The following is an 18,717-nucleotide window of genomic DNA, read 5'->3' on the forward strand; positions in this document are numbered from 1 at the left end:
TCCTCACGTCGAGGACACAGCCACGGTGGGGATCAGAACGGTTTGGTGGGCAGGTATTTTCCGTCGAGGGTGATCACGGCACGTGAACCGCCGTCGGGGTCTTCAACCTTCTTGATGTCCAGCTTGAAGTTGATGGCACTGATGATGCCGTCACCGAACTGCTCGTGGACCAAGGCCTTCAGGGTGGAGCCGTAGACCTGCAGCATTTCGTAGAACCGGTAAACAGTAGGGTCGGTCGGGATGCCGCCGGGGATGCTGCCGCGCAGCGGAATGGTCGCCAGCAGCATTGCGGCGTCCTCGCCCAGACCCAGCCGCTCGGCGACGATTTCCGCAGCGGTTTCAGGCAACGGATGCTGGCCGAGCAGGGCGGCGGTGACGAAGGCAAGGCTCAGGCCGGTTCCATCGGTCAGTTCCTGCCAAGAGAGGTCCTTGCGCATCTTGGCATCGATGATGGCGGCGGTCAGTTCCTCGCGCGGAGCCTGGCTGTTCTGGGAATGAATCATGGTGTTTTCCTCTTCTTTCGGTGATATCAGGTAGTTACGCGGCCAGGCCGGAGGTGGCCGGCGTGGCACAGGTCTGCGGGTTGTCCGCGAGTGGGACAAAGCGGCCCGTGACGCCGTCCAGGGTGTCGATGGAACCGGTTCCGATGTCGTAGACCCAGCCGTGGAGGCTCAGCCGGTTCTGGTCCAGGGCCAAGGCGATGGCGGGATGGGTCCGGATGTTGGTCAGCTGGGCGATGACGTTCCCGTGGACCATGGCCTCCAGCCGCGCCTGGGCCGATCCGTGGGTGCGGGCGGCGTTGACGGCCTTCGCCGCGTCGGCATGGGCAAGCCAGCTGGCCACGGCCGGCAGGTGGTCCAGGTTCGTATCGGTCGAGACGGCGGTCATCGCTCCGCAGTCGGAATGGCCACAGATGATGATGTCCGTGACGCCCAGGACGGCGACCGCGTACTCGACTGTCGCGGAGACACCGCCGGGCTCCGGGCCATAGGCGGGCACGATGTTGCCGGCGTTGCGGATGACGAACAGGTCACCCGGTTCCCGCTGGGTCAGCAACTCCGGAACGACCCGGCTGTCCGAGCAGGCAATGAACAGGGCCCCGGGGTTCTGGGCGGTGGCCAGCTCCTTGAAGAGTCCAGAGCGCTCCGGAAAGGCTTCCCGTTGGAATTTCAGAAAGCCTTCGATGATGTCTTGCATGGGCCGTCTCCTTGATGTTTGGGGGATAACTCAAGGATGGCGGAATCGAACTATAGTGTCCAAGACTTGTTTACAATGGAATCAATAAGTAATTCCTATAGTTGGAGCGTCGTGATGCTACGCCACATCCGTTACCTGGACGCGGTCGCGGAACACCAAAACTTCACCCGCGCGGCCGAGGCGCTGCATGTCTCCCAACCGACGCTGTCGCAACAGATCAAGCAACTGGAGAACTCGCTGCACGTCCAGCTCCTGGACAGGTCCGGGCGGACCGTGCGGCTGACGGATGCCGGTGAGACCTACCTGCGCTATGCCCGTCGCGCCCTGCGTGAGCTTGACGCCGGAACCCGGGCCATCCACGACGTGCAGGATCTGATCCGGGGATCGCTCCGGTTGGCGATGACGCCTACGTTCACCGCCTACCTGATCGGTCCGCTGGTCGAGCGCTTCAGCACCCGCTATCCCGGCATCACCTTGAGCGTGCGGGAGATGACCCAGGACCGCATCGAGGCGGCACTGGCCGAGGGCACCCTCGATCTAGGCATCGCATTCGCCGAGGCGCGGTCGCCCGAGATCGAGACCCAGGCACTGTTCGCCGAAACCCTTGGCCTGGTCGTCGGCAATAACCACCCCCGCGCCGGCTCGCAGGCACCCATGGCCCTGCGGGAGTTGGAACAAGAGGGCCTTGTGCTGCTTAGTGGCGACTTTGCGACCCGGCGCCACATTGACCTGCACTTCCGGGACCACGGCATTGCCCCCCGCATCGCGATTGAAGCCGACTCCATCAGTGCGATCGTGGAAATCATCCGCCGCAGCCAGCTCGCCACCGTGCTGCCCGAAGCCATTGCCCGCGAACAGCCGAGGCTCCACCCGGTCGACCTGTCGCCGGCCATTCCACACCGCACCGCAGCCCTGCTCAGAAGGAAAGGCGCCTACGTGAGCGCAGCCAGCCAGGCGTTCACCGAGCTGTCATCGACGTGGAGCTAACCGCCTGACCGGGCCGCCCTCAGGGCCTGGGTCTCCGCGCGTTCGTTTCTCGCTCGGTTGACCACCGGATTCAAGGGCCCGCTGGTCGAGGTTGTCGAGACACGGTGCCGGGTCTAGCCTGAACACATGTCGGCGGAGCTGGAAGCATACCGGAAGGCCCTTGAGAGGGCACACGAGCACTCGCTGGCGTGGCTGGCGTCGCTGGCCGGTCGCCGGATCGGGCCCACGGCCAGTGCCGACGAGCTGGTCCCGCAGTTTGGCGGCGCCCTCCAGGAGGGGCCCACGGACCCGGCTGCGGTGGTCGATGAACTCGTTGCCTTGTCAGCCCCTGGCCTGATGGCCATGCCGTCCGGCCGCTTCTTTGGCTGGGTGATCGGCGGCACGTTGCCGGCCGCGCTGGCGGCGGACTGGCTGGTCAGTGCCTGGGACCAGAATGCGGTCCTGCGCTTCGCAACTCCAGCCGCGGCCGCCGCCGAGGAGGCAGCCGGGGCGTGGGTGCTGGACCTGTTGGGCCTGCCGGCTGCCTCCGGCGTCGGCTTTACGACGGATGCCACGATGGCCAATTTCGTGGGCCTGGCCTGCGGCCGGCGGGCGGTTCTGGAGCGGCTCGGCCACGATGTCCGCACGGCGGGTCTCGGCGGCGCCCCGCGGATCACGGTGCTGGTCGGCCAGGAGCGGCACGCCTCGGTGGACCTTGCCCTGCGCTATCTCGGCCTTGGCCAGCCCACGGCCGTGGCGGCCGACAGCCAGGGCCGCATCCTTCCCGGGGCGCTGGCCCAGGCGCTGGAGGGCATCGACGGGCCGGCCATTGTGTGCCTGCAGGCCGGAAACCTGCACTCCGGCGCCTTTGATCCGATGCGCGAGGCCATCGCCGTGGCGCACCGCCATGGGGCCTGGGTGCACGTCGACGGCGCCTTCGGACTGTGGGCGGCGGCGAGCCCGCTGCTCCGGGGCCGGCTGGACGGGCTGGAGACCGCCGACTCCTGGGCGACGGACGCCCACAAGACACTCAATGTGCCCTACGACTGCGGGATCGCCATGGTGGCGCAGCCGGAGGTTCTGCGCTCCGAGTTCGGCTTCAGCACCAGCTACTTCATCCAGGACGACGACGGCCCCGGGGATCCGTTCGAGCGCGTCCCGGAGCTGTCGCGCCGGGCGAGGGGTGTCCCGGTGTGGGCGGCCCTGCGGTCGCTGGGCCGGGCCGGCACCATCGCCCTGGTCGAGGGACTGGCGGCCAATGCCCGGGCCCTGGCCGGCGGCCTGGCCCGGCTGGAGGGGGTGGAGGTGCTCAACGACGTCGTTTTCACCCAGGTCTGCCTGGCCTTTGGCTCCGACGAGCGGACCCGCCAGGTGACCCGGAGGCTGATCGAGGACGGCACCGTGTGGATGTCGGGCTCGTCGTGGCAGGGCCGGGACATCCTGCGGATCTCGGTCAGCAATTGGTCAACGGACGACGCGGACATCGCAGCCTCCATCGACGCCGTCGCCCGCGCCCTGGCCGCCGTCCCCGGCTGAGGGTTCCCGGCAGCGCACCCAGCCCCCGCGGCTACAACGCGACGGTGTCGGAGAAGATCCGCAGGGCCCGCCCCACGGGATGCACCGTGGCACCGGCGGCCGGGGCCACGATGTCCCCGGCCTCAATGTCCGGCGCCGTGGCAACAATGGTCCGGCCGTCGGCGTTGACCAGCGCGGCGCGGGTGCCGATGCGGCGCAGCAGCGGCATTCCCAGCCGCTCCAGCGTCTGGGCCAGCACATCCAGGCCCACAATCCCGGCGATGGTGCCGCCGTCAAAGACGGGGTGGGTGAAGGTCAGCACGTATTCGTCGGTGCACAGCAGGTCGATGTACGGACCCGTGACGTGGGGGAGCCCGGTCTCCACCGGCACGCGGAACCACTCGGCCTTGACGTAGCGGCTGGTGGACTGCGGGCTGAAGTTGGCCAGCGCATCCACCCGCTCCAGATCCTCGCCCTGCCACCAGGCGATATAGCTGCGCTCCGGCCCCAGGGCCCCGGTGGCAGCGACAAATCCGGCCCCTGCCAGCAGGGAACCCTCGGCCGCCAGCATGGCCTGGACGGCCGGGCGGATGGACTTGTCGATGGCCGTTCCGGTCAGTTTCCCGGTGGCGGTGATCCAGGCCGTGGTGGCCGCCGCCCAGTCGTCCAACTGGCGTTCTATGCCGGCCACCAGGTCGTGGAGATCCGCCACACCCTGGGTGGCCGCCTCGGCAACGCTGCCGCTCATGGTTGTTCCTTTGTCCGTGCCGCTACGGCTGGCCTGCCGCGTGGTCCGCCAGCAGCCAGTTGGTTGTTGCCTGTATCAATTCCCTGGTCCGGGCCTCCGCCGTGGCTGCGTCATGGCCCGCGATGGCTGCCGTGACGGCCTCGCTGAGGTCCGCGGTGCGTTCGCAAAAGTCGCCATCGCTGAAGGGCAGCAACGTCAGCGTGCCCAGATCGGCCTGCAGGTGCAGGAGCTCCCGGGCCAGCCGGGCGGAGCGGGCCACGGCGGCGATCTCCAGCAGGAATTCCGACGACGCCAGCCGCCAGGCCAGGGCGGTGTCGGCCTCCGGGCGGATGTAGGAGCGCAGTGTTTCGATGTCGTCCGCATTGGACCGTTTGGCGGCGATGCCGGCGCAGGCGACGGCAATGGCCTGGTGGTGCAGGCCCAGATCGGTGATCTGCAGGCGGGTGAGCGTGCGGAGCTTGCTGCGGGCGTTCTCCAGCGACGGCAGGGCATCGTCGGCGATGAAACTCCCGCCGCTGCGCCCCCGGGCCGTCCGGATCAGGCCCTGGCCCCGCAGCTGCGACAACGCCTCGCGGGCCGTCACGGCCGAGATGCCCAGGGCACCGGCAAGTTCCACCTCGTTGGGCAGCCGCTGGCCGGAGGTGAGCAGCCCGGTTTCGACGGCCAGTTCGATCCGCCGGCACACCTCATCCACCAGGCCGCCGGACTTGATCGGGGTGAAAACGGCCGCCAGGCTCCGCGAGGCACCCAAGGGCGATAGCGACATCGTGCCTGCCTCCCGGGTGTGTCGTGGCGTGCTTTCTGCGGTCACAGCCATCGTATCCATAGGCCCATATCCGGGTCTATACATAAAACATCCTAAGTAATAGTATTTATTTCAACCACCCGTTGTGTGGCGTGGATCACATCCGAGTGGAGCACCGGCACCTAATCCGAAAGGCGCAACCATGAGCCAGACTGCCTTGAGCGGCGCACCGGCCTCCACCACGGAGGTTCCAGCCATCCGGCTGCGGAACCTGACCAAAACGTTTGGCGAGACCACCGCCGTCCACGGCGTGGATCTGGACATCCGCCAGGGCGAGTTCTTCTCCATGCTTGGCCCCTCCGGTTCAGGCAAGACCACCGTGCTGCGCCTGATTGCCGGCTTCGAGCTGCCCACCTCGGGCACCATCGAGCTGGAGGGCGCCGACGTCAGCGGCAAGGCCCCCTTTGAGCGGGACGTCAACACGGTGTTCCAGGACTATGCACTCTTCCCGCACATGTCCCTGGTGGACAACGTGGCCTATGGCCTGCGGGTGCGCGGCGTCCACAAACGTGAACGCCGCCAGCGCGCCGCCGAGGCGCTGGCCCGGGTGCAGCTGGGGAAGTTTGTCGGCCGCCGCCCCTCCCAACTCTCCGGCGGCCAGCGCCAGCGCGTCGCCCTGGCCCGCGCCCTGGTGGTGGAGCCGAAGGTCCTGCTCCTGGACGAGCCGCTGGGCGCCCTGGACCTCAAGCTGCGCCAGCAGATGCAGATCGAGCTCAAGGAGCTCCAGCGTTCGTTGGGCATCACCTTCATCTTCGTCACGCACGACCAGGAGGAGGCGCTGACCATGAGCGACCGGATTGGCGTGTTCAACAACGGCAGGCTCGCCCAGATCGGCACGGCGCATGAGATCTACCAGCGTCCCACCGGCGCCTTTGTGGCGAACTTCGTGGGCACGTCCAACATCTTCGATGCCGCGGCCGTGCACCGGCTGTACGGGCGGGCGGGCCAATTCGCCATCCGGCCCGAACGGCTCACCCTTCTCTGGGGAGGGGAGGGGGGCCGTGCGGACGGCGTCACCTCCGTCGGTGGGCGGATCACCTCCCTGGTGTATGTCGGCCATGCCACCCAGGTGCACGTGGCGCTCGACGGCGGTCCCGCCGTCGTCGTGCTGGCAGGCGCCGAGATGCTCCCGGACGAGGCGCTGGTGGGCCGCGAGGTGGCCGTCAGCTGGGCCGAACGCGACGCCGTCTGGCTCCCGGACGCACCCACTGTCCCGGCAGCATGAAATCCCAGGCTTCCCTGCACCATCCCGCGCTGCGAAAGGAAAGAACCGTGGCAACCAAGAACAAGTCCTACCGAGTCATAGGCGCCCTTGCGGTGGCAGCCCTGGCCCTTTCCGCCTGCGGTACCAGCGGGGGAGGTGGCGGCGCCGAGGCCTCGGCCAAGACCAGCATCGGCCCCGGCGAGGGCCATGTCTCCATCCTCGGCTGGCCCGGCTACGTGGAGGACGGCAGCAACGACCCCGCCGTGGATTGGGTGCACCCCTTCGAAACGGCCACGGGCTGCCAGGTTGACTTCAAGCCGTTCGGCACCTCGGACGAGGCGGTGACGCTGATGCGCACCGGCCAGTACGACGTCGTGTCCGCCTCAGGCGACGCCTCCCTGCGCCTGGTGGCCGGCGGCGACGTGCAGCCGGTGAACATGAGCCTGGTGAAGAACTACGCCGATGTGTACCCCTTCCTGAAGGACAAGGCCTGGAACACCGTGGACGGGAAGAATTACGGCATGCCGCACGGGTGGGGTGCCAACCTGCTGATGTACCGCACGGACAAGGTCAGCCCGGCACCGACGTCGTGGGGTTCGGTGTTCACCGATGCCGCCAGCTATGACGGCAAGGTCACCGCCTACGATTCACCCATCTACATTGCCGATGCAGCGCTGTACCTGATGGCGCACCAGCCCGGCCTGGGCATCAAGAATCCCTACGCCCTCGATGCCACCCAGCTCGCGGCGGCCGTGACCCTGCTCAAGGCCCAGCGCCAGCATGTGGGGGAGTACTGGTCCGACGTGGTCAAGGAAGTGCAGTCCTTCGCCTCCGGCAGCTCCGTCATCGGCACCACCTGGCAGGTGGGCGCCAACATCGCCAAGACCGACGGTGCCGCGGTGGAGACCCTGCTGCCCTCCGAAGGGGCCACCGGCTGGTCCGACACCTGGATGATCGGGGCCAAGACCAAGAACCCGAACTGCTCCTACCAGTGGCTGGACTACATCGCCAGCCCGGAGGCCAATGCCCAGGTGGCGGAGTACTTCGGTGAGTCTCCCGCCAACGCCAAGGCCTGCGCACTGACAGTGGACAAGGAACACTGCCAGACCTACCACTCCGGCGACGTCGCCTACGCGGAAAAGATCTGGTACTGGACCACACCGGTGGCCACCTGCCTTGACGGACGCAAGGACGCCAAGTGCACCGACTACTCCGCGTGGACCAAGGCCTGGACGGAGATCAAGGGCTAAATGGCACTGAAGACACAGCAGCCCGGCGCAACGCCGGACCCGCACGGCACGCCGGGCAGCACCGGCGTGCCCCGGGCCCGGAAGAACACGTTCTCCGCCCTGCTCCACCGCTCACCGCGCCTGCGGCTGGCGGGACTGCTCACGGCCCCCGCCGGCTGGCTGGTGCTGGTCTACATCGCGGCACTGGCGGCACTGTTGATCACCGCCCTGTGGACGGTGGACACCTTCACCGGAAAGGTGTCCACCACCTGGACGCTGGAGAACATCATTGCCGTCGCCACCGATCCGGTGTACCAGATCATCACGCTGCGGACCATCGGCATCGCGCTCGCCGTCACGGCCATCGACGTCGTGGTGGCCCTGCCGATCTCCTTCTTCATTGCCAAGGTGGCCACGGCCCGGTGGCAGAAACTGTTGGTGGTGGCCGTCCTGATGCCGCTGTGGGCCAGCTATCTGGTCAAGGCCTATGCCTGGCGCAACGTCCTGGCCGAGGGCGGCCTGCTTGAATGGCTCGGCACGCCCGTGGGGGTGACCAGCCCTGGCTACTCGGAGACGGCCGTCATCCTCACGCTGTCCTACATCTGGCTGCCGTACATGATCCTGCCCATCCACGCCGGTTTTGACCGTGTGCCGGACTCGCTGCTGGAAGCCTCCAGCGATCTGGGCGCCAAACCATGGACCACCATGCGCCTGGTGATGCTGCCCATCCTGGTGCCGGCCATCATCGCCGGAACCATCTTCACTTTCTCCCTGTCGCTGGGTGACTACATCACGGCACAGATCGTGGGCGGCACCACGCAGATGCTCGGCACGGTGGTCTATGCCAATGTGGGCGCGGCCAACAACCTGCCGTTCGCCTCCGCTGTATCCCTGATCCCGATCGTGATCATCATGGTCTACCTCTTTGTGGTCCGCCGCACCGGCGCCCTGAACAACCTGTAGGAGCCGGAAGTGAGACTGTCCCGCAGTGCCAAAGCCATCCTGGGCGCAATCACCGCCCTGGTCCTGCTCTTCATCTATGCGCCGCTGCTCCTGGTGGTGGTGAACTCCTTCAACTCGGACCGCACCTTCGGCTGGCCGCCCAAGGGGTTCACCCTCCAATGGTGGGGCCGGGCCTTCGACTCCGCGGGTGGGCGCGAGGCCCTGCTGACCTCCCTGTGGGTGGCGGTGGTCGCCACCCTGATATCGCTGGTGCTGGGCACCCTGTTGGCCCTGGCGCTGCAGCGCTACAGGTTTTTTGGCCGCGACGCCGTGAACCTGCTGGTGATCCTGCCCATTGCGCTGCCCGGCATCGTCACGGGCATCGCGCTGAACAATATGTTCACCACCATCCTGGGTGTCTCGCTGAGCATGTGGACAGTGGTCATCGCGCATGCCACCTTCTGCATGGTGACGGTGTTCAACAACGTCATCGCCCGGCTGCGCCGCATGGACGGCCGACTGGAGGAGGCCTCCGCGGACCTCGGGGCCGGGGTCTTCACCACGTTCCGGCTGGTTACGTTTCCGCAGCTGCGCTCGGCCCTGCTGGCCGGCGGGCTGCTGGCCTTCGCTCTGAGCTTTGACGAAATCATCGTCACCACCTTCACCATCGGCGCCGGCGACACCACGCTGCCCATCTGGATCCTGCAAAACCTGTTCCGGCCCAACCAGGCACCAGTGGTGAATGTGGTGGCGGTGGTGCTGATCCTGGTCTCGATCCTGCCGATCTGGCTGGCCCAGAAGCTCTCGGCGGATTCGGTGGGCGTCGGCGCTGCCCGCCCGGCCAAGGCCAAGGCGGCTAGGGTGGTTCCATGACTGAATACCGCCAGCTTGGCAACTCTGGACTCACCGTTTCCGTCGTCGGACTCGGCTGCAACAATCTGGGCCGCTCCGGGACGCCCACCGAATCGCAGGAGGGCACCAACACTGTCATCCATGCGGCCCTCGACGCCGGAATCACGCTCTTCGACGTGGCGGACGTCTACGGCAAGCGGCCGGGTCTGAGCGAGGAGATGCTGGGCACCGCGCTGGCAGGGCGGCGCGAGGACGCCATCGTGGCCACCAAGTTCGGCATGGACATGTCCGGGGCGAACGGCGCCGATTGGGGCCACCGTGGATCGCGCCGCTACATCATCAAGGCCGCCGAGGCATCCCTGCGCCGGCTAAAGACCGAGTGGATCGACCTGTACCAGTTCCACACCCCCGACAACGGGACCCCCATCGAGGAGACGCTGGCGGCGCTGGACGACCTGGTCGCCGCCGGCAAGGTCCGCTACATCGGCCATTCCAACCGGGCCGGCTGGCAGATTGCCGAGGCCGAGTTTGCGGCGCGGTTGGGCGGCTGGACGCCCTTCATCTCCAGCCAGAACCACTACAACCTGCTGGACCGCCGCGCCGAGCTGGAGGTGACTCCCGCGGCCGAGGCCTACGGGCTGGGCGTGCTGCCCTACTTCCCGCTGGCCAACGGCCTGCTCACGGGCAAGTACAGCACCGGCAACGCCCCGGCGGGCAGCCGGCTCACGCACTCGCGGCAGAACCTGCTGGAGAAGGCCGACTACGGCCAGCTGGGCGAGTTCTCCGCCTTCTGTGCCGAGCGCGGCCTGACCGAGGTGCAGGTGGCGTTCTCCTGGCTGGCATCCCGGCCGTCCGTGGGGTCCGTCATCGCCGGCGCCACCACTGTGGAGCAGGTCCGGGCCAACGCCTCGGCCGCCTCCTGGGTGCCCGGCGGGGCGGACCTGGCGGAGCTGGAGGCAATCTTCCCGGCGGCCCCCAAGGTGGCCCTCTTCTAGAGCGGCGCGGCTAGAGGCTGACGGTGATGTTCTCGCCGTCGATCGCCGCGGCATAGCGTTCCAGCGGCAGCTTGGCCGGACCCACCGCAACGCTGCCGTCGGCTGCATTGAACGTGGAACCGTGGCAGGGGCAGGAGAACGTGGCACCCGCCGCGGCCACGGTGCAGCCGGCGTGGGTGCAGACGTCGCTGTACGCCAGCACGGTGGTCTCGTTCGGCCGGAAGATCAGGATGCCTTTGCCATTGGCCTTGCCGGCGGCGCTGCCGCCCACGGGCACCTCGCTGAGCTTGCCCACCTGCACCGGCGTGCCGCCGGCCGTGGGAACGGGCGGGGACTCGATGGCGGTCTTCGCGCTTGGCTCGGCCCCCTGGCTGGGCGTGCACGCGGCCAAGGCCAGGCCGCAGGCGGCGGTGGAGGCGCCAATAACGGCGCGGCGGGTCAGCTGTGGCGGGTTCGTCATGCCTTCCAGTCTGCCAGACGTCCTTGGACGTCCGCTGTGAACCGGCTGTGCGCCGCACCCGGCCGCGGGAGCGCGGAGCGCGGACCGCCGGAGCCCGGAGCGCCGGCGGGAACCTGCTACACACGGAAGCGGCGGCCGCCCCGCCAAAGGGGCAGCCGCCGCTTCCGTGCGCCGGGCTAGACGGAGGCCATCGCCGGGGCGTGGAACGTCTTGCCGTTGACGCGCTCGGAGGCGCCTACGCGGTCCAGGTACGGCGTGATGCCGCCCAGGTGCATGGGCCAGCCGGCGCCGAGGATCATGCACAGGTCGATGTCCTCCGGCCCGGCGACAACACCCTCGGCCAGCATCAGGCCAATCTCCTGGGCCAGGGCATCCTGGGTGCGGACCAGCAACGCCGCCGAGGTGGAGGGGGTGGAACCGAAGTCCAGCAGGTCCAGCGTCTCCTGCGGCACAAACTTCGTGCCGTCCTGGGCGCTCTCCCAAATGCCCTTCCGGCCGGCGTCGATCAGCTTCGCCAGGTTCGCCGAGACGGCGATCCGGTGACCAAAGGCGGCATGCATGGACTCGGTGACGTGCGCGGCCACCGGCAGGCCCACCATGGCCAGCAGGGTGAACGGCGTCATCGGCAGGCCCATGGGGCGCAGCGCGTTGTCGGCCGTGGCGGCATCCGTGCCCTCGTCGAACGCGGAGAAGACCTCCCCCATCAGGCGCAGCAGCACGCGGTTGACCACGAAGGCCGCCGCATCCTTGACCAGCACGGCCGTCTTGCGCAGCGCCTTGGCCGTGGCAAACGCCGTGGCCAGCACGGCGTCGTCGGTCTGCGGTGCGCGCACAATCTCCAGCAGCGGCATCACGGCCACCGGGTTGAAGAAGTGGAAGCCCACCAGCCGTTCGGGGTGCTTGAGGTCCGCGGCCATCGCCGTGACGGAGAGCGAGGAGGTGTTGGTGGCCAGGATGCATTCGGCGGAGACAATCTCCTCCACCTCGGCAAAGACCGCCTTCTTCACACCCAGTTCCTCGAAGACGGCCTCGATCACGAAGTCGGCGTCGGCAAAGGCGGCCTTGGAGACGGAGCCGGTGACCAGTGCCTTGGTGCGGTTGGCGGCGTCGGCGCTGATCCGGCCCTTGGCCAAGAGCTTGTCCACCTCGGCGTGGACGTAGCCAACGCCCTTGTCCACGCGCGCCTGGTCGATGTCCGTCAAGACCACCGGCACCTTGAGTTGGCGGGCGAAGAGCAGGGCGAACTGGCTGGCCATCAGGCCCGCACCCACCACGCCCACCTTGGTGACGGGGCGGGCCAGTGCGGCGTCCGGGGCGCCGGCCGGGCGCTTGCCGCGCTTCTGCACCAGGTCCAGGAAGGCGTACACGGTGGCGCGGAACTCGTCCGTCTGGATGAGCTCGCCCAGCGCCACGTCCTCGGCGGCGAAGGATTCCGCCTTGGTCCAGGCCTTGCCCTTCTCCAGCAGCTCGATCGCCCGGGCCGGGGCCGGGGCGGCGTTGGAGGTCTTGGCCTCGACAAACGCCTTGGCGCCGGCGACGGCGGCATCCCAGGCGGCGCTGTCGGCCGCGGAGAGTGGCTCGGCGACGGCGTTCGGGCGTTCGACGGCGGTGGCACCGGTGATGATCTTGGCCGCCCAGGCCAGCGACTGCTCCAGGAAGTCGGCCGGTTCGAAGAGTGCATCGGCAATGCCCAGCTGGAAGGCCGCGGCACCGCTGAGCGTGCGGTTGTTGCTCAGCGGGTTCTCCAGCATGACCTTCACGGCATTGGCCGGGCCGATCAGGCGGGGGAGCAGGTAGACCCCGCCCCAGCCGGGGACCAGCCCAAGGAACGTCTCGGGCAGGCCCAGCGCGCCGGCGCCGGTGGAGACGGTGCGGTAGTTGGCGTTCAGGGCGACTTCCAGCCCGCCGCCCAGGGCCAGGCCGTTGATGAAGACAAAGCTGGGCACTCCCAACTCATTCAGCGTGGAGAACACGTCATGCCCCAGCCGGGCCATCATGATGCCCGACTCCGGGTTGGACAGCTTCTTGATCGCCGACAGGTCGGCGCCGGCCACCAGGAAGTGCGGCTTGCCGGTGACGCCCACGCCCACAATTTCGCCGCGGGCGGCCCGCTCGCGCTGGGCCTCCAGCACGGTGCCCAGTTCCACCAGGGTGTTGGGCCCCAGCGTGGTGGGGCGGCGGTGGTCCAGCCCGTTGTCCAGGGTGACCAGGGCAAAGGTGCCGGGGCTGGGTTGTCCGGCTGCGCCGGGGAGGTCCACGTCCTGGACGAAGGAATGCGTGACCACCTCGTCCGGGAAAAGCTCGGCGAGTTCGGTGAAATCCTTGGCGCTCATGCGGCGCTCCCTTCTACGCTGGTTTCGCTGGTCGAGCCTGGGGCCCCGGCCGCAGGGTCCCCTGGCTGAGCTTGCGAAGCTAGGGGACGGCTGGGGAGCGAGACCCAGTGCGGGTTCTCCCAGATGACGGTGCCGCCCATGCCCAATCCGATGCACATGGTGGTGATCCCGTACCGCACGGAGGGGTCCTCGGCGAACTGGCTGGCCAGCTGGTTCATCAGCCGGACCCCGGAGGAGGCCAGCGGGTGCCCGACGGCGATGGCGCCGCCGTAGCGGTTGACGCGGTGGTCGTCGTCGGCGATGCCAAAGTGGTCCAGGAAGGAGAGCACCTGGACGGCAAAGGCCTCGTTGATCTCAAACAGGCCGATGTCCTCGATGGACAGTCCGGCGTTCTTGAGGGCCTTTTGGGTGGCCGGGACCGGGCCGATGCCCATGACGTCGGGCTCGACGCCGGCAAAGGCGTAGGACACGAGCCGCATCTTCACCGGCAGGCCCAGTTCCTCGGCGGCCTCTGCGGAGGCCAGCAGGGCCGCCGTCGCGCCGTCGTTCAACCCGGCGGCGTTGCCGGCGGTGACCCGGCCGTGGGCGCGGAACGGCGTGCGCAGGGCATCCAGGTCCGCCAGGGTGGTCCCGGGCCGCGGCGGCTCGTCCACAGTGTTAAGGTTCCAGCCGGCACCGGGCTTGATGGTGGCGACGGGGACCAGATCGGGCTGGATCTGGCCGTTCGCGTAGGCGGCGGCCAGCTTTCCCTGGCTGGCCACGGCGTAGGCATCCGTGCGTTCCTTGGTGATGGCCGGGAAGCGGTCGTGCAGGTTCTCGGCGGTGGTGCCCATGTTCAGCGCGGCGGGGTCCACCAGGCGCTCGGACAGAAAGCGCGGGTTGGGGTCCGCGCCGGCGCCCATCGGGTGGTTGCCCATGTGCTCCACGCCGCCGGCAATCACGACGTCGTATGCGCCGAAGCCGATGCCTGAGGCGGTGGTGGTCACAGCCGTCATCGCCCCGGCGCACATCCGGTCGATGGCAAAGCCGGGCACGGACTGCGGCAGACCGGCCAGCAGGGCCGCGGTGCGACCGATGGTCAGGCCCTGGTCGCCGGTCTGGGTGGTGGCGGCGATGGCCACCTCGTCCACACGCTCCGGCGGGAGCGAGGGGTTGCGGCGCATCAGTTCCCGGATGCACTTGACCACCAGGTCATCGGCGCGGGTGCCCGCGTAGATGCCCTTCTCGCCAGCCTTGCCGAAGGGGGTCCGGACGCCGTCCACAAAGACGACATCCCTAATTTGCCGGGTTTGGCTCACCTGATACTCCTCATTGAGACATGGATTGCCGAGCGCTTCCCCAGGGGGCGTTCGACGGCGTCAGGAGTCATGTTACTTGTCAGTAACTTAGCTGGCAAGCATGGCGCACATCACGCCCCGTTAGTCCTGGGCCCTGGCAGTCTTGGTCTCCTTGGCGGGCAGCGGATCGGGTTTGGCAAACGCCGCGGCCAGCAGGGGGGCCACATGGTCGATCTGCCACTGCCGGGCACCCAGCCCGGCCAGCTCGGCGGCGATCCCGGCGGTGGAGGTGTCCGCCGGCGGGCGCCAGGTGATGCGGCGCAGGAAGTCAGGGGTCAGGATGTTCTCCACCGGCATGTTCAGTTCCTGGGCCTGCTCGCCCAGCGTGCGCCTGCCGGTGGCCAGCCGCGCGGCGGCGACGGGATCGCGGTCCGTCCAGACACGCGGGGGCGGCGGGCCATTGGTGGCCACCTGCAGGGGCGGCAGTTCCGCGAGGGAGAGGTCGCGGGCAATGGCGATGGACCGCAGCCAGCGCGGCGCCTCGCGCTTGGCGGCGCGGCCGTGGAAGCCGGGTACGCCCAGCAGCTGGGGCACGGTGCTGGGCATGGCCTTGGCCGCTGCCACCAGCGCGGAATCGGGGATCAGCCGGCCCGGGGCGACGTCGCGCTTGCGGGCTAGGGCGTCGCGCTCGTTCCAGAGCTCGCGCACGGCGGCCAGCTGGTGCTTGTTGCGCAGCTGGTGCGTGCCGGTGGTGCGGCGCCACGGATCCGTCTTGGGCTCCGGGATGCCGGCGGCGAGGATGGCGGCAAATTCCTGCTCGGCAAACTCCAGCTTGCCGGTGGCGGCGAGGAGTTCGATGAGCTCCTCGCGCAGTTCCGCCAACACCTCAACGTCCAGGGCGGCGTAGCGCAGCCAGGGCTCGGGCAGCGGGCGGGTGGACCAGTCGGCGGCCGAGTGCTCCTTGGCCAGGCCGAAACCCAGCAGGTTCTCGATCACGGCGGCCAGTCCGACGCGCGGCATGCCGGCCAGCCGCGCGGCCAGCTCGGTGTCGAAGAGGGTGTCGGGCCACATGCCGACCTCGGCCAGGCAGGGCAGGTCCTGGGTGGAGGCGTGCAGGATCCACTCGACCCCGCGCAGGGCGTCGTTGATGATGGCCAGGTCGTCAAACGCTTCGGGATCGATGAGCCAGGTGCCGGCCCCCTCGCGGCGGATCTGGATCAGGAAGGCGCGTTGTCCGTAGCGGAAGCCGGAGGCGCGCTCGGCGTCGACGCCGGCGGGGCCGGTTCCGGCGGCCAGGGCCGCGGCGCAGCGGGCCAGGCCTTCGGGCGTGGAGATGACCAGCGGAACGCCCTCGCGCGGAGTGTCGAGCTCGACGATCGCGGGGATCTCGGACATGTCGATGTCCACACCGTTGACGGTGACCGGCGGCAGGCCGGCGGTGTCGTCAAGGGTGGTTTCTGCGGGGGAACCGGGATCGGCGGTTCCGCTGGCGGCCACCGTGGCGGCTGTGGGGGTGGTCGCGCGCGGGGTTCTGCCGCTGCGGACTCGGGTGCGCTTGTGCGTGCTGGGGCTGGTCATGATGCCTCCAGTCTACCGAGCGCGGCATTTCCCACCCAGTTGGCCCCTAGCTCCGGCGCCGGCGGGGCAGTGCGCTGACGCCGTCGGGCAGCGGCGGCAGCCCCGCGAAGGTGCAGACCATGTCGCTCCAGGCCTCGAGGTGGGACTGCACATCGGCCCCGTCCGGGGTCCAGGAGGCACGCAGCTCGATGTCGATCGAGTCCGCCCGGCCCGCGAGCGTCCCATAGCTCTCGCTCAGGATCCGGGTGGCTGTCCCGCCGGCCTCGCGGTACGGGGCGCCGTGGTTCTCCAGTGCATCCACCAGCCAGGTCCAGGCCACCGAGCCCAGCATTTCGTCGTTGCCCAATTCCGGCTCCAATTGGGCGCGGATGTAGGTGACGATGCGGAAGGTACCGTCCCACACGCTTGACCCCGCTGGGTCGTGCAGCAGGATGAACCGTCCGGTGGCCAGTTCGGGCTCGCCCACCACCACGGAGGCGGCGGGCAGGTGCAGCGGCTGGTGGCTGGTGACGGCGTGCAGGGGCGGATGAGGGACGGCGACGACCTCCGCGCCCAGCGCCACCGAGAAGGGGGCCAGCCGGGCGGGGGCGGGGATTTCAGCCAACCGCATTTCGGGCCGGCACTGGCCTTGGCGGAGGGCTCCCAGGGCTGTCAGGAAATCTGCGGGAACCTGTGCTATCGCGTTCACCTTGGCAGGTTATGTGCCGGCGCGCATAATTCCCTGCAGGCGCGCCGCGGGGCGCACCGGCAGGGAACCGGCCGGCGGCCCCGGAAACCCTAGGAGGCGAGCTCGGCCCTGATGGCTGCCACGAAGGCGTCGATGTCCGCCTCGGTGGTGTCGAAGGAGCACATCCAGCGCACCTCGCGGGCCGCCTCGTTCCAGTCGTAGAAGCGGAAGGACTCGCGCAGCCGGTCCGCCACGCCGTCGGGCAGGATGGCGAACACGCCATTGGACTGTGTGGGCTGGGTGGGGGTGACGCCGTCGATGGTGTCCACGGCGGCGCGCAGCCGGGCCGCCATCGCGTTGGCGTGGCCGGCCGAGCGCAGCCAGAGGTCACCCTCCAGCAGGGCGATGAACTGGGCGGAGATGAAGCGCATCTTGGAGGCCAGCTGCATGTTCATCTTGCGCAGGTATTTGAGCCCGTCCGTGGCGGAGGGGTTCAGCGCCACCACCGCCTCGCCAAACATCAGGCCGTTCTTGGTGCCGCCAAAGGAGAGCACATCCACGCCGGCATCGGAGGTGAAGCTGCGCAGCGGCTCGCCCAGGTGCGCGGCGGCGTTGGCCAGCCGGGCGCCGTCCATATGGACCTTCATGCCCAGCGAGTGGGCATGGTCGGCGATGGCCTTGACCTCGGCGGGGGTGTAGCAGGTGCCCAGCTCGGTGGTCTGGGTGATGGAGACGGCCAGCGGCTGGGCGCGGTGCTCGTCGCCGAAGCCCCAGGCCTCCCTGTCGATCAGCTCCGGGGTCAGCTTGCCGTCTGTGGTGGGGACGGCGAGCAGCTTCATGCCGCCCACGCGCTCCGGGGCGCCGTTTTCGTCGCAGTTGATGTGGGCGGTGGAGGCACACACCACGGCACCCCATCGCGGCAGCAGCGATTGCAGGCCCAGCACGTTGGCCCCCGTGCCGTTGAACACCGGGAAGACCTCCACCGCTGTGCCGAACTTCTCCGCCATGACCTCATGCAGCCGTGCGGTGTAGGCGTCCTCGCCGTAGGCCACCTGGTGGCCGTCGTTGGCGGCGGCCACGGCGGCCAGCACCTGCGGGTGCACGCCGGAGTAGTTGTCCGAGGCAAAGCCGCGCACGCCGGTGTCGTGCAGGGCCGTGAACGTGGAGTCTGTCACAGGAGGAATCCGCCTTTATTGGTTAGAGGAGAATGCGGGCGCCGTTGATGGCCTCCGCGGGTTGGCTGAAGAGTCCGGCCACGGCCCGTGCCAGATCCGCGACGTCGGTGAAGCCGGGGAAGCTGCGCTCGGGGGCGGCGGCGCGCATGCCGTCGTCCACCAGCGCCTTGACCACCAGCACGACGGCGGCACCCGGGCCGCCGGCCAGGCCCTGGGCCACGGACTGCGTCCAGGCCTCCGCGGCAGCCTTGGCAGCGGCGTAGTTGGCATTGCCCGCGGTGGGCGCCGTGACGGAAGTGGAGGAGACGATGGCCAACCGGCCGGCGGGGGAGCCCGCCAGATCAGGGTAGAAAGTGCGGGAGGTGTTGCGCAGCGTGGTGACCACATTGCGGTGCAGCACGTCCCAGTCCTCATCGGACTGTTCCACGATGCCCTTCCCGCCGCGCCAACCGCCCACCAACTGGACGAGCCCGTCGATGGGCCCGAAGTCCCGGTGGATGTCCACGGCCAACCGCTCGACGTCGGCCCGGTCCGCCAGATCGCAGACCAGCGGCACTGCCGCAGCGGCGCCCGGCTGCCCGGCGGCCGCCCGCGCCGCGGCCGCCCGTTCGGTGGCGGCGGCTGCGGCGGCGCCGATGCGGCCGGCGTCGGATCCCACGGTGAGGACCCGCATGCCGGCGGCCAGCAGGGCGGCGGCGGTGGCGACGCCGGCGGCACTGCTGCCGCCGGCAATCAGGACTGTGGGCACATCATTGGTCTGGGGCACAGTCCCTA

The 18,717-nt window shown here is 68.9% G+C and carries 18 protein-coding genes; 7 read left to right on the plus strand and 11 right to left on the minus strand.

The window, feature by feature from the left end:
• Window positions 1-32: 32 nt before the first annotated feature.
• A complete protein-coding gene (gene cynS / locus ACQCSX_RS00840; RefSeq protein ID WP_427017247.1) occupies window positions 33-503 on the minus strand; it encodes a cyanase in 471 nt (156 codons plus the stop codon).
• 34 nt (window positions 504-537) lie between these two features.
• Complete coding sequence (locus ACQCSX_RS00845; protein ID WP_427017248.1) at window positions 538-1,197, minus strand: carbonic anhydrase; 660 nt, start codon at window positions 1,195-1,197, stop codon at window positions 538-540.
• A 114-nt stretch (window positions 1,198-1,311) separates the two neighbouring features.
• Here ACQCSX_RS00845 and cynR point away from each other — a divergent pair, with 114 nt between their 5' ends.
• Both cynR and ACQCSX_RS00855 read left to right on the plus strand, forming a co-directional pair.
• Window positions 1,312-2,184, plus strand: a complete 873-nt coding sequence (gene cynR, locus ACQCSX_RS00850; protein ID WP_427018934.1) for a transcriptional regulator CynR — start codon at window positions 1,312-1,314, stop codon at window positions 2,182-2,184.
• Window positions 2,185-2,310: 126 nt separating this feature from the next.
• Window positions 2,311-3,699, plus strand: coding sequence for a pyridoxal phosphate-dependent decarboxylase family protein (locus ACQCSX_RS00855; RefSeq protein WP_427017249.1), 1,389 nt, complete (start codon window positions 2,311-2,313; stop codon window positions 3,697-3,699).
• A 31-nt stretch (window positions 3,700-3,730) separates the two neighbouring features.
• Here the strand turns inward: ACQCSX_RS00855 and ACQCSX_RS00860 are convergent, their stop codons facing one another.
• Together ACQCSX_RS00860 and ACQCSX_RS00865 are read right to left on the minus strand one after the other, a co-directional pair.
• Window positions 3,731-4,426 carry a cache domain-containing protein gene (locus ACQCSX_RS00860; RefSeq protein ID WP_427017250.1) on the minus strand — a complete coding sequence of 232 codons (696 nt, stop codon included), beginning with the start codon at window positions 4,424-4,426 and terminating at the stop codon, window positions 3,731-3,733.
• 22 nt (window positions 4,427-4,448) lie between these two features.
• Window positions 4,449-5,192, minus strand: coding sequence for a FadR/GntR family transcriptional regulator (locus ACQCSX_RS00865; RefSeq protein ID WP_427017251.1), 744 nt, complete (start codon window positions 5,190-5,192; stop codon window positions 4,449-4,451).
• A gap of 181 nt (window positions 5,193-5,373) precedes the next feature.
• Here ACQCSX_RS00865 and ACQCSX_RS00870 point away from each other — a divergent pair, with 181 nt between their 5' ends.
• The 5 genes from ACQCSX_RS00870 to ACQCSX_RS00890 are packed head-to-tail and all read left to right on the plus strand — an operon-like array spanning window position 5,374 to window position 10,453.
• A complete protein-coding gene (locus ACQCSX_RS00870; protein WP_427017252.1) occupies window positions 5,374-6,456 on the plus strand; it encodes an ABC transporter ATP-binding protein in 1,083 nt (360 codons plus the stop codon).
• Between the two features lie 47 nt (window positions 6,457-6,503).
• On the plus strand, window positions 6,504-7,685 hold the full coding sequence (locus ACQCSX_RS00875) for an ABC transporter substrate-binding protein (protein WP_427017253.1): 1,182 nt from the start codon (window positions 6,504-6,506) through the stop codon (window positions 7,683-7,685).
• Complete coding sequence (locus ACQCSX_RS00880; RefSeq protein ID WP_427017254.1) at window positions 7,686-8,627, plus strand: ABC transporter permease; 942 nt, start codon at window positions 7,686-7,688, stop codon at window positions 8,625-8,627.
• Between the two features lie 9 nt (window positions 8,628-8,636).
• Window positions 8,637-9,479 (plus strand): ABC transporter permease, encoded by an 843-nt coding sequence (locus ACQCSX_RS00885; protein ID WP_427017255.1) that lies wholly within the window; start codon window positions 8,637-8,639, stop codon window positions 9,477-9,479.
• The gene (locus tag ACQCSX_RS00890; RefSeq protein WP_427017256.1) at window positions 9,476-10,453 is read left to right on the plus strand and encodes an aldo/keto reductase; all 978 of its coding nucleotides are present in this window, start codon (window positions 9,476-9,478) and stop codon (window positions 10,451-10,453) included. Before ACQCSX_RS00885 ends, ACQCSX_RS00890 begins: the two co-directional genes overlap by 4 nt.
• 10 nt (window positions 10,454-10,463) lie before the next feature.
• Here the strand turns inward: ACQCSX_RS00890 and ACQCSX_RS00895 are convergent, their stop codons facing one another.
• From ACQCSX_RS00895 to ACQCSX_RS00925, 7 genes are all read right to left on the minus strand, one after another.
• Complete coding sequence (locus tag ACQCSX_RS00895; RefSeq protein ID WP_427017257.1) at window positions 10,464-10,913, minus strand: Rieske (2Fe-2S) protein; 450 nt, start codon at window positions 10,911-10,913, stop codon at window positions 10,464-10,466.
• A gap of 176 nt (window positions 10,914-11,089) precedes the next feature.
• Window positions 11,090-13,246, minus strand: a complete 2,157-nt coding sequence (locus ACQCSX_RS00900) for a 3-hydroxyacyl-CoA dehydrogenase NAD-binding domain-containing protein (protein ID WP_427017258.1) — start codon at window positions 13,244-13,246, stop codon at window positions 11,090-11,092.
• Entirely contained in the window at window positions 13,243-14,544 is a 1,302-nt protein-coding gene (locus ACQCSX_RS00905; protein WP_427017259.1) for a thiolase family protein, read from the minus strand. Before ACQCSX_RS00905 ends, ACQCSX_RS00900 begins: the two co-directional genes overlap by 4 nt.
• 120 nt (window positions 14,545-14,664) lie before the next feature.
• A complete protein-coding gene (locus tag ACQCSX_RS00910) occupies window positions 14,665-16,101 on the minus strand; it encodes an HRDC domain-containing protein (RefSeq protein ID WP_427017260.1) in 1,437 nt (478 codons plus the stop codon).
• A gap of 46 nt (window positions 16,102-16,147) precedes the next feature.
• The gene (locus ACQCSX_RS00915) at window positions 16,148-16,789 is read right to left on the minus strand and encodes a DUF3000 domain-containing protein (protein WP_427017261.1); all 642 of its coding nucleotides are present in this window, start codon (window positions 16,787-16,789) and stop codon (window positions 16,148-16,150) included.
• A gap of 89 nt (window positions 16,790-16,878) precedes the next feature.
• Window positions 16,879-17,943 carry a threonine aldolase family protein gene (locus ACQCSX_RS00920; RefSeq protein WP_427017262.1) on the minus strand — a complete coding sequence of 355 codons (1,065 nt, stop codon included), beginning with the start codon at window positions 17,941-17,943 and terminating at the stop codon, window positions 16,879-16,881.
• Window positions 17,944-17,965: 22 nt separating this feature from the next.
• Window positions 17,966-18,709 carry an SDR family oxidoreductase gene (locus tag ACQCSX_RS00925; protein ID WP_427017263.1) on the minus strand — a complete coding sequence of 248 codons (744 nt, stop codon included), beginning with the start codon at window positions 18,707-18,709 and terminating at the stop codon, window positions 17,966-17,968.
• Window positions 18,710-18,717: the final 8 nt, after the last annotated feature.

Origin of the sequence: Pseudarthrobacter sp. P1 (assembly GCF_050156935.1) — a bacterium.
Lineage (GTDB): Bacteria > Actinomycetota > Actinomycetes > Actinomycetales > Micrococcaceae > Specibacter.

Coding starts and splice junctions, on each gene's coding strand:
- cynS (WP_427017247.1), bottom strand. CDS start 503: ATGATTCATTCCCAGAACAGCCAGGCTCCGCGCGAGGAACTGACCGCC.
- ACQCSX_RS00845 (WP_427017248.1), bottom strand. CDS start 1,197: ATGCAAGACATCATCGAAGGCTTTCTGAAATTCCAACGGGAAGCCTTT.
- cynR (WP_427018934.1), top strand. CDS start 1,312: ATGCTACGCCACATCCGTTACCTGGACGCGGTCGCGGAACACCAAAAC.
- ACQCSX_RS00855 (WP_427017249.1), top strand. CDS start 2,311: ATGTCGGCGGAGCTGGAAGCATACCGGAAGGCCCTTGAGAGGGCACAC.
- ACQCSX_RS00860 (WP_427017250.1), bottom strand. CDS start 4,426: ATGAGCGGCAGCGTTGCCGAGGCGGCCACCCAGGGTGTGGCGGATCTC.
- ACQCSX_RS00865 (WP_427017251.1), bottom strand. CDS start 5,192: ATGTCGCTATCGCCCTTGGGTGCCTCGCGGAGCCTGGCGGCCGTTTTC.
- ACQCSX_RS00870 (WP_427017252.1), top strand. CDS start 5,374: ATGAGCCAGACTGCCTTGAGCGGCGCACCGGCCTCCACCACGGAGGTT.
- ACQCSX_RS00880 (WP_427017254.1), top strand. CDS start 7,686: ATGGCACTGAAGACACAGCAGCCCGGCGCAACGCCGGACCCGCACGGC.
- ACQCSX_RS00890 (WP_427017256.1), top strand. CDS start 9,476: ATGACTGAATACCGCCAGCTTGGCAACTCTGGACTCACCGTTTCCGTC.
- ACQCSX_RS00895 (WP_427017257.1), bottom strand. CDS start 10,913: ATGACGAACCCGCCACAGCTGACCCGCCGCGCCGTTATTGGCGCCTCC.
- ACQCSX_RS00900 (WP_427017258.1), bottom strand. CDS start 13,246: ATGAGCGCCAAGGATTTCACCGAACTCGCCGAGCTTTTCCCGGACGAG.
- ACQCSX_RS00910 (WP_427017260.1), bottom strand. CDS start 16,101: ATGACCAGCCCCAGCACGCACAAGCGCACCCGAGTCCGCAGCGGCAGA.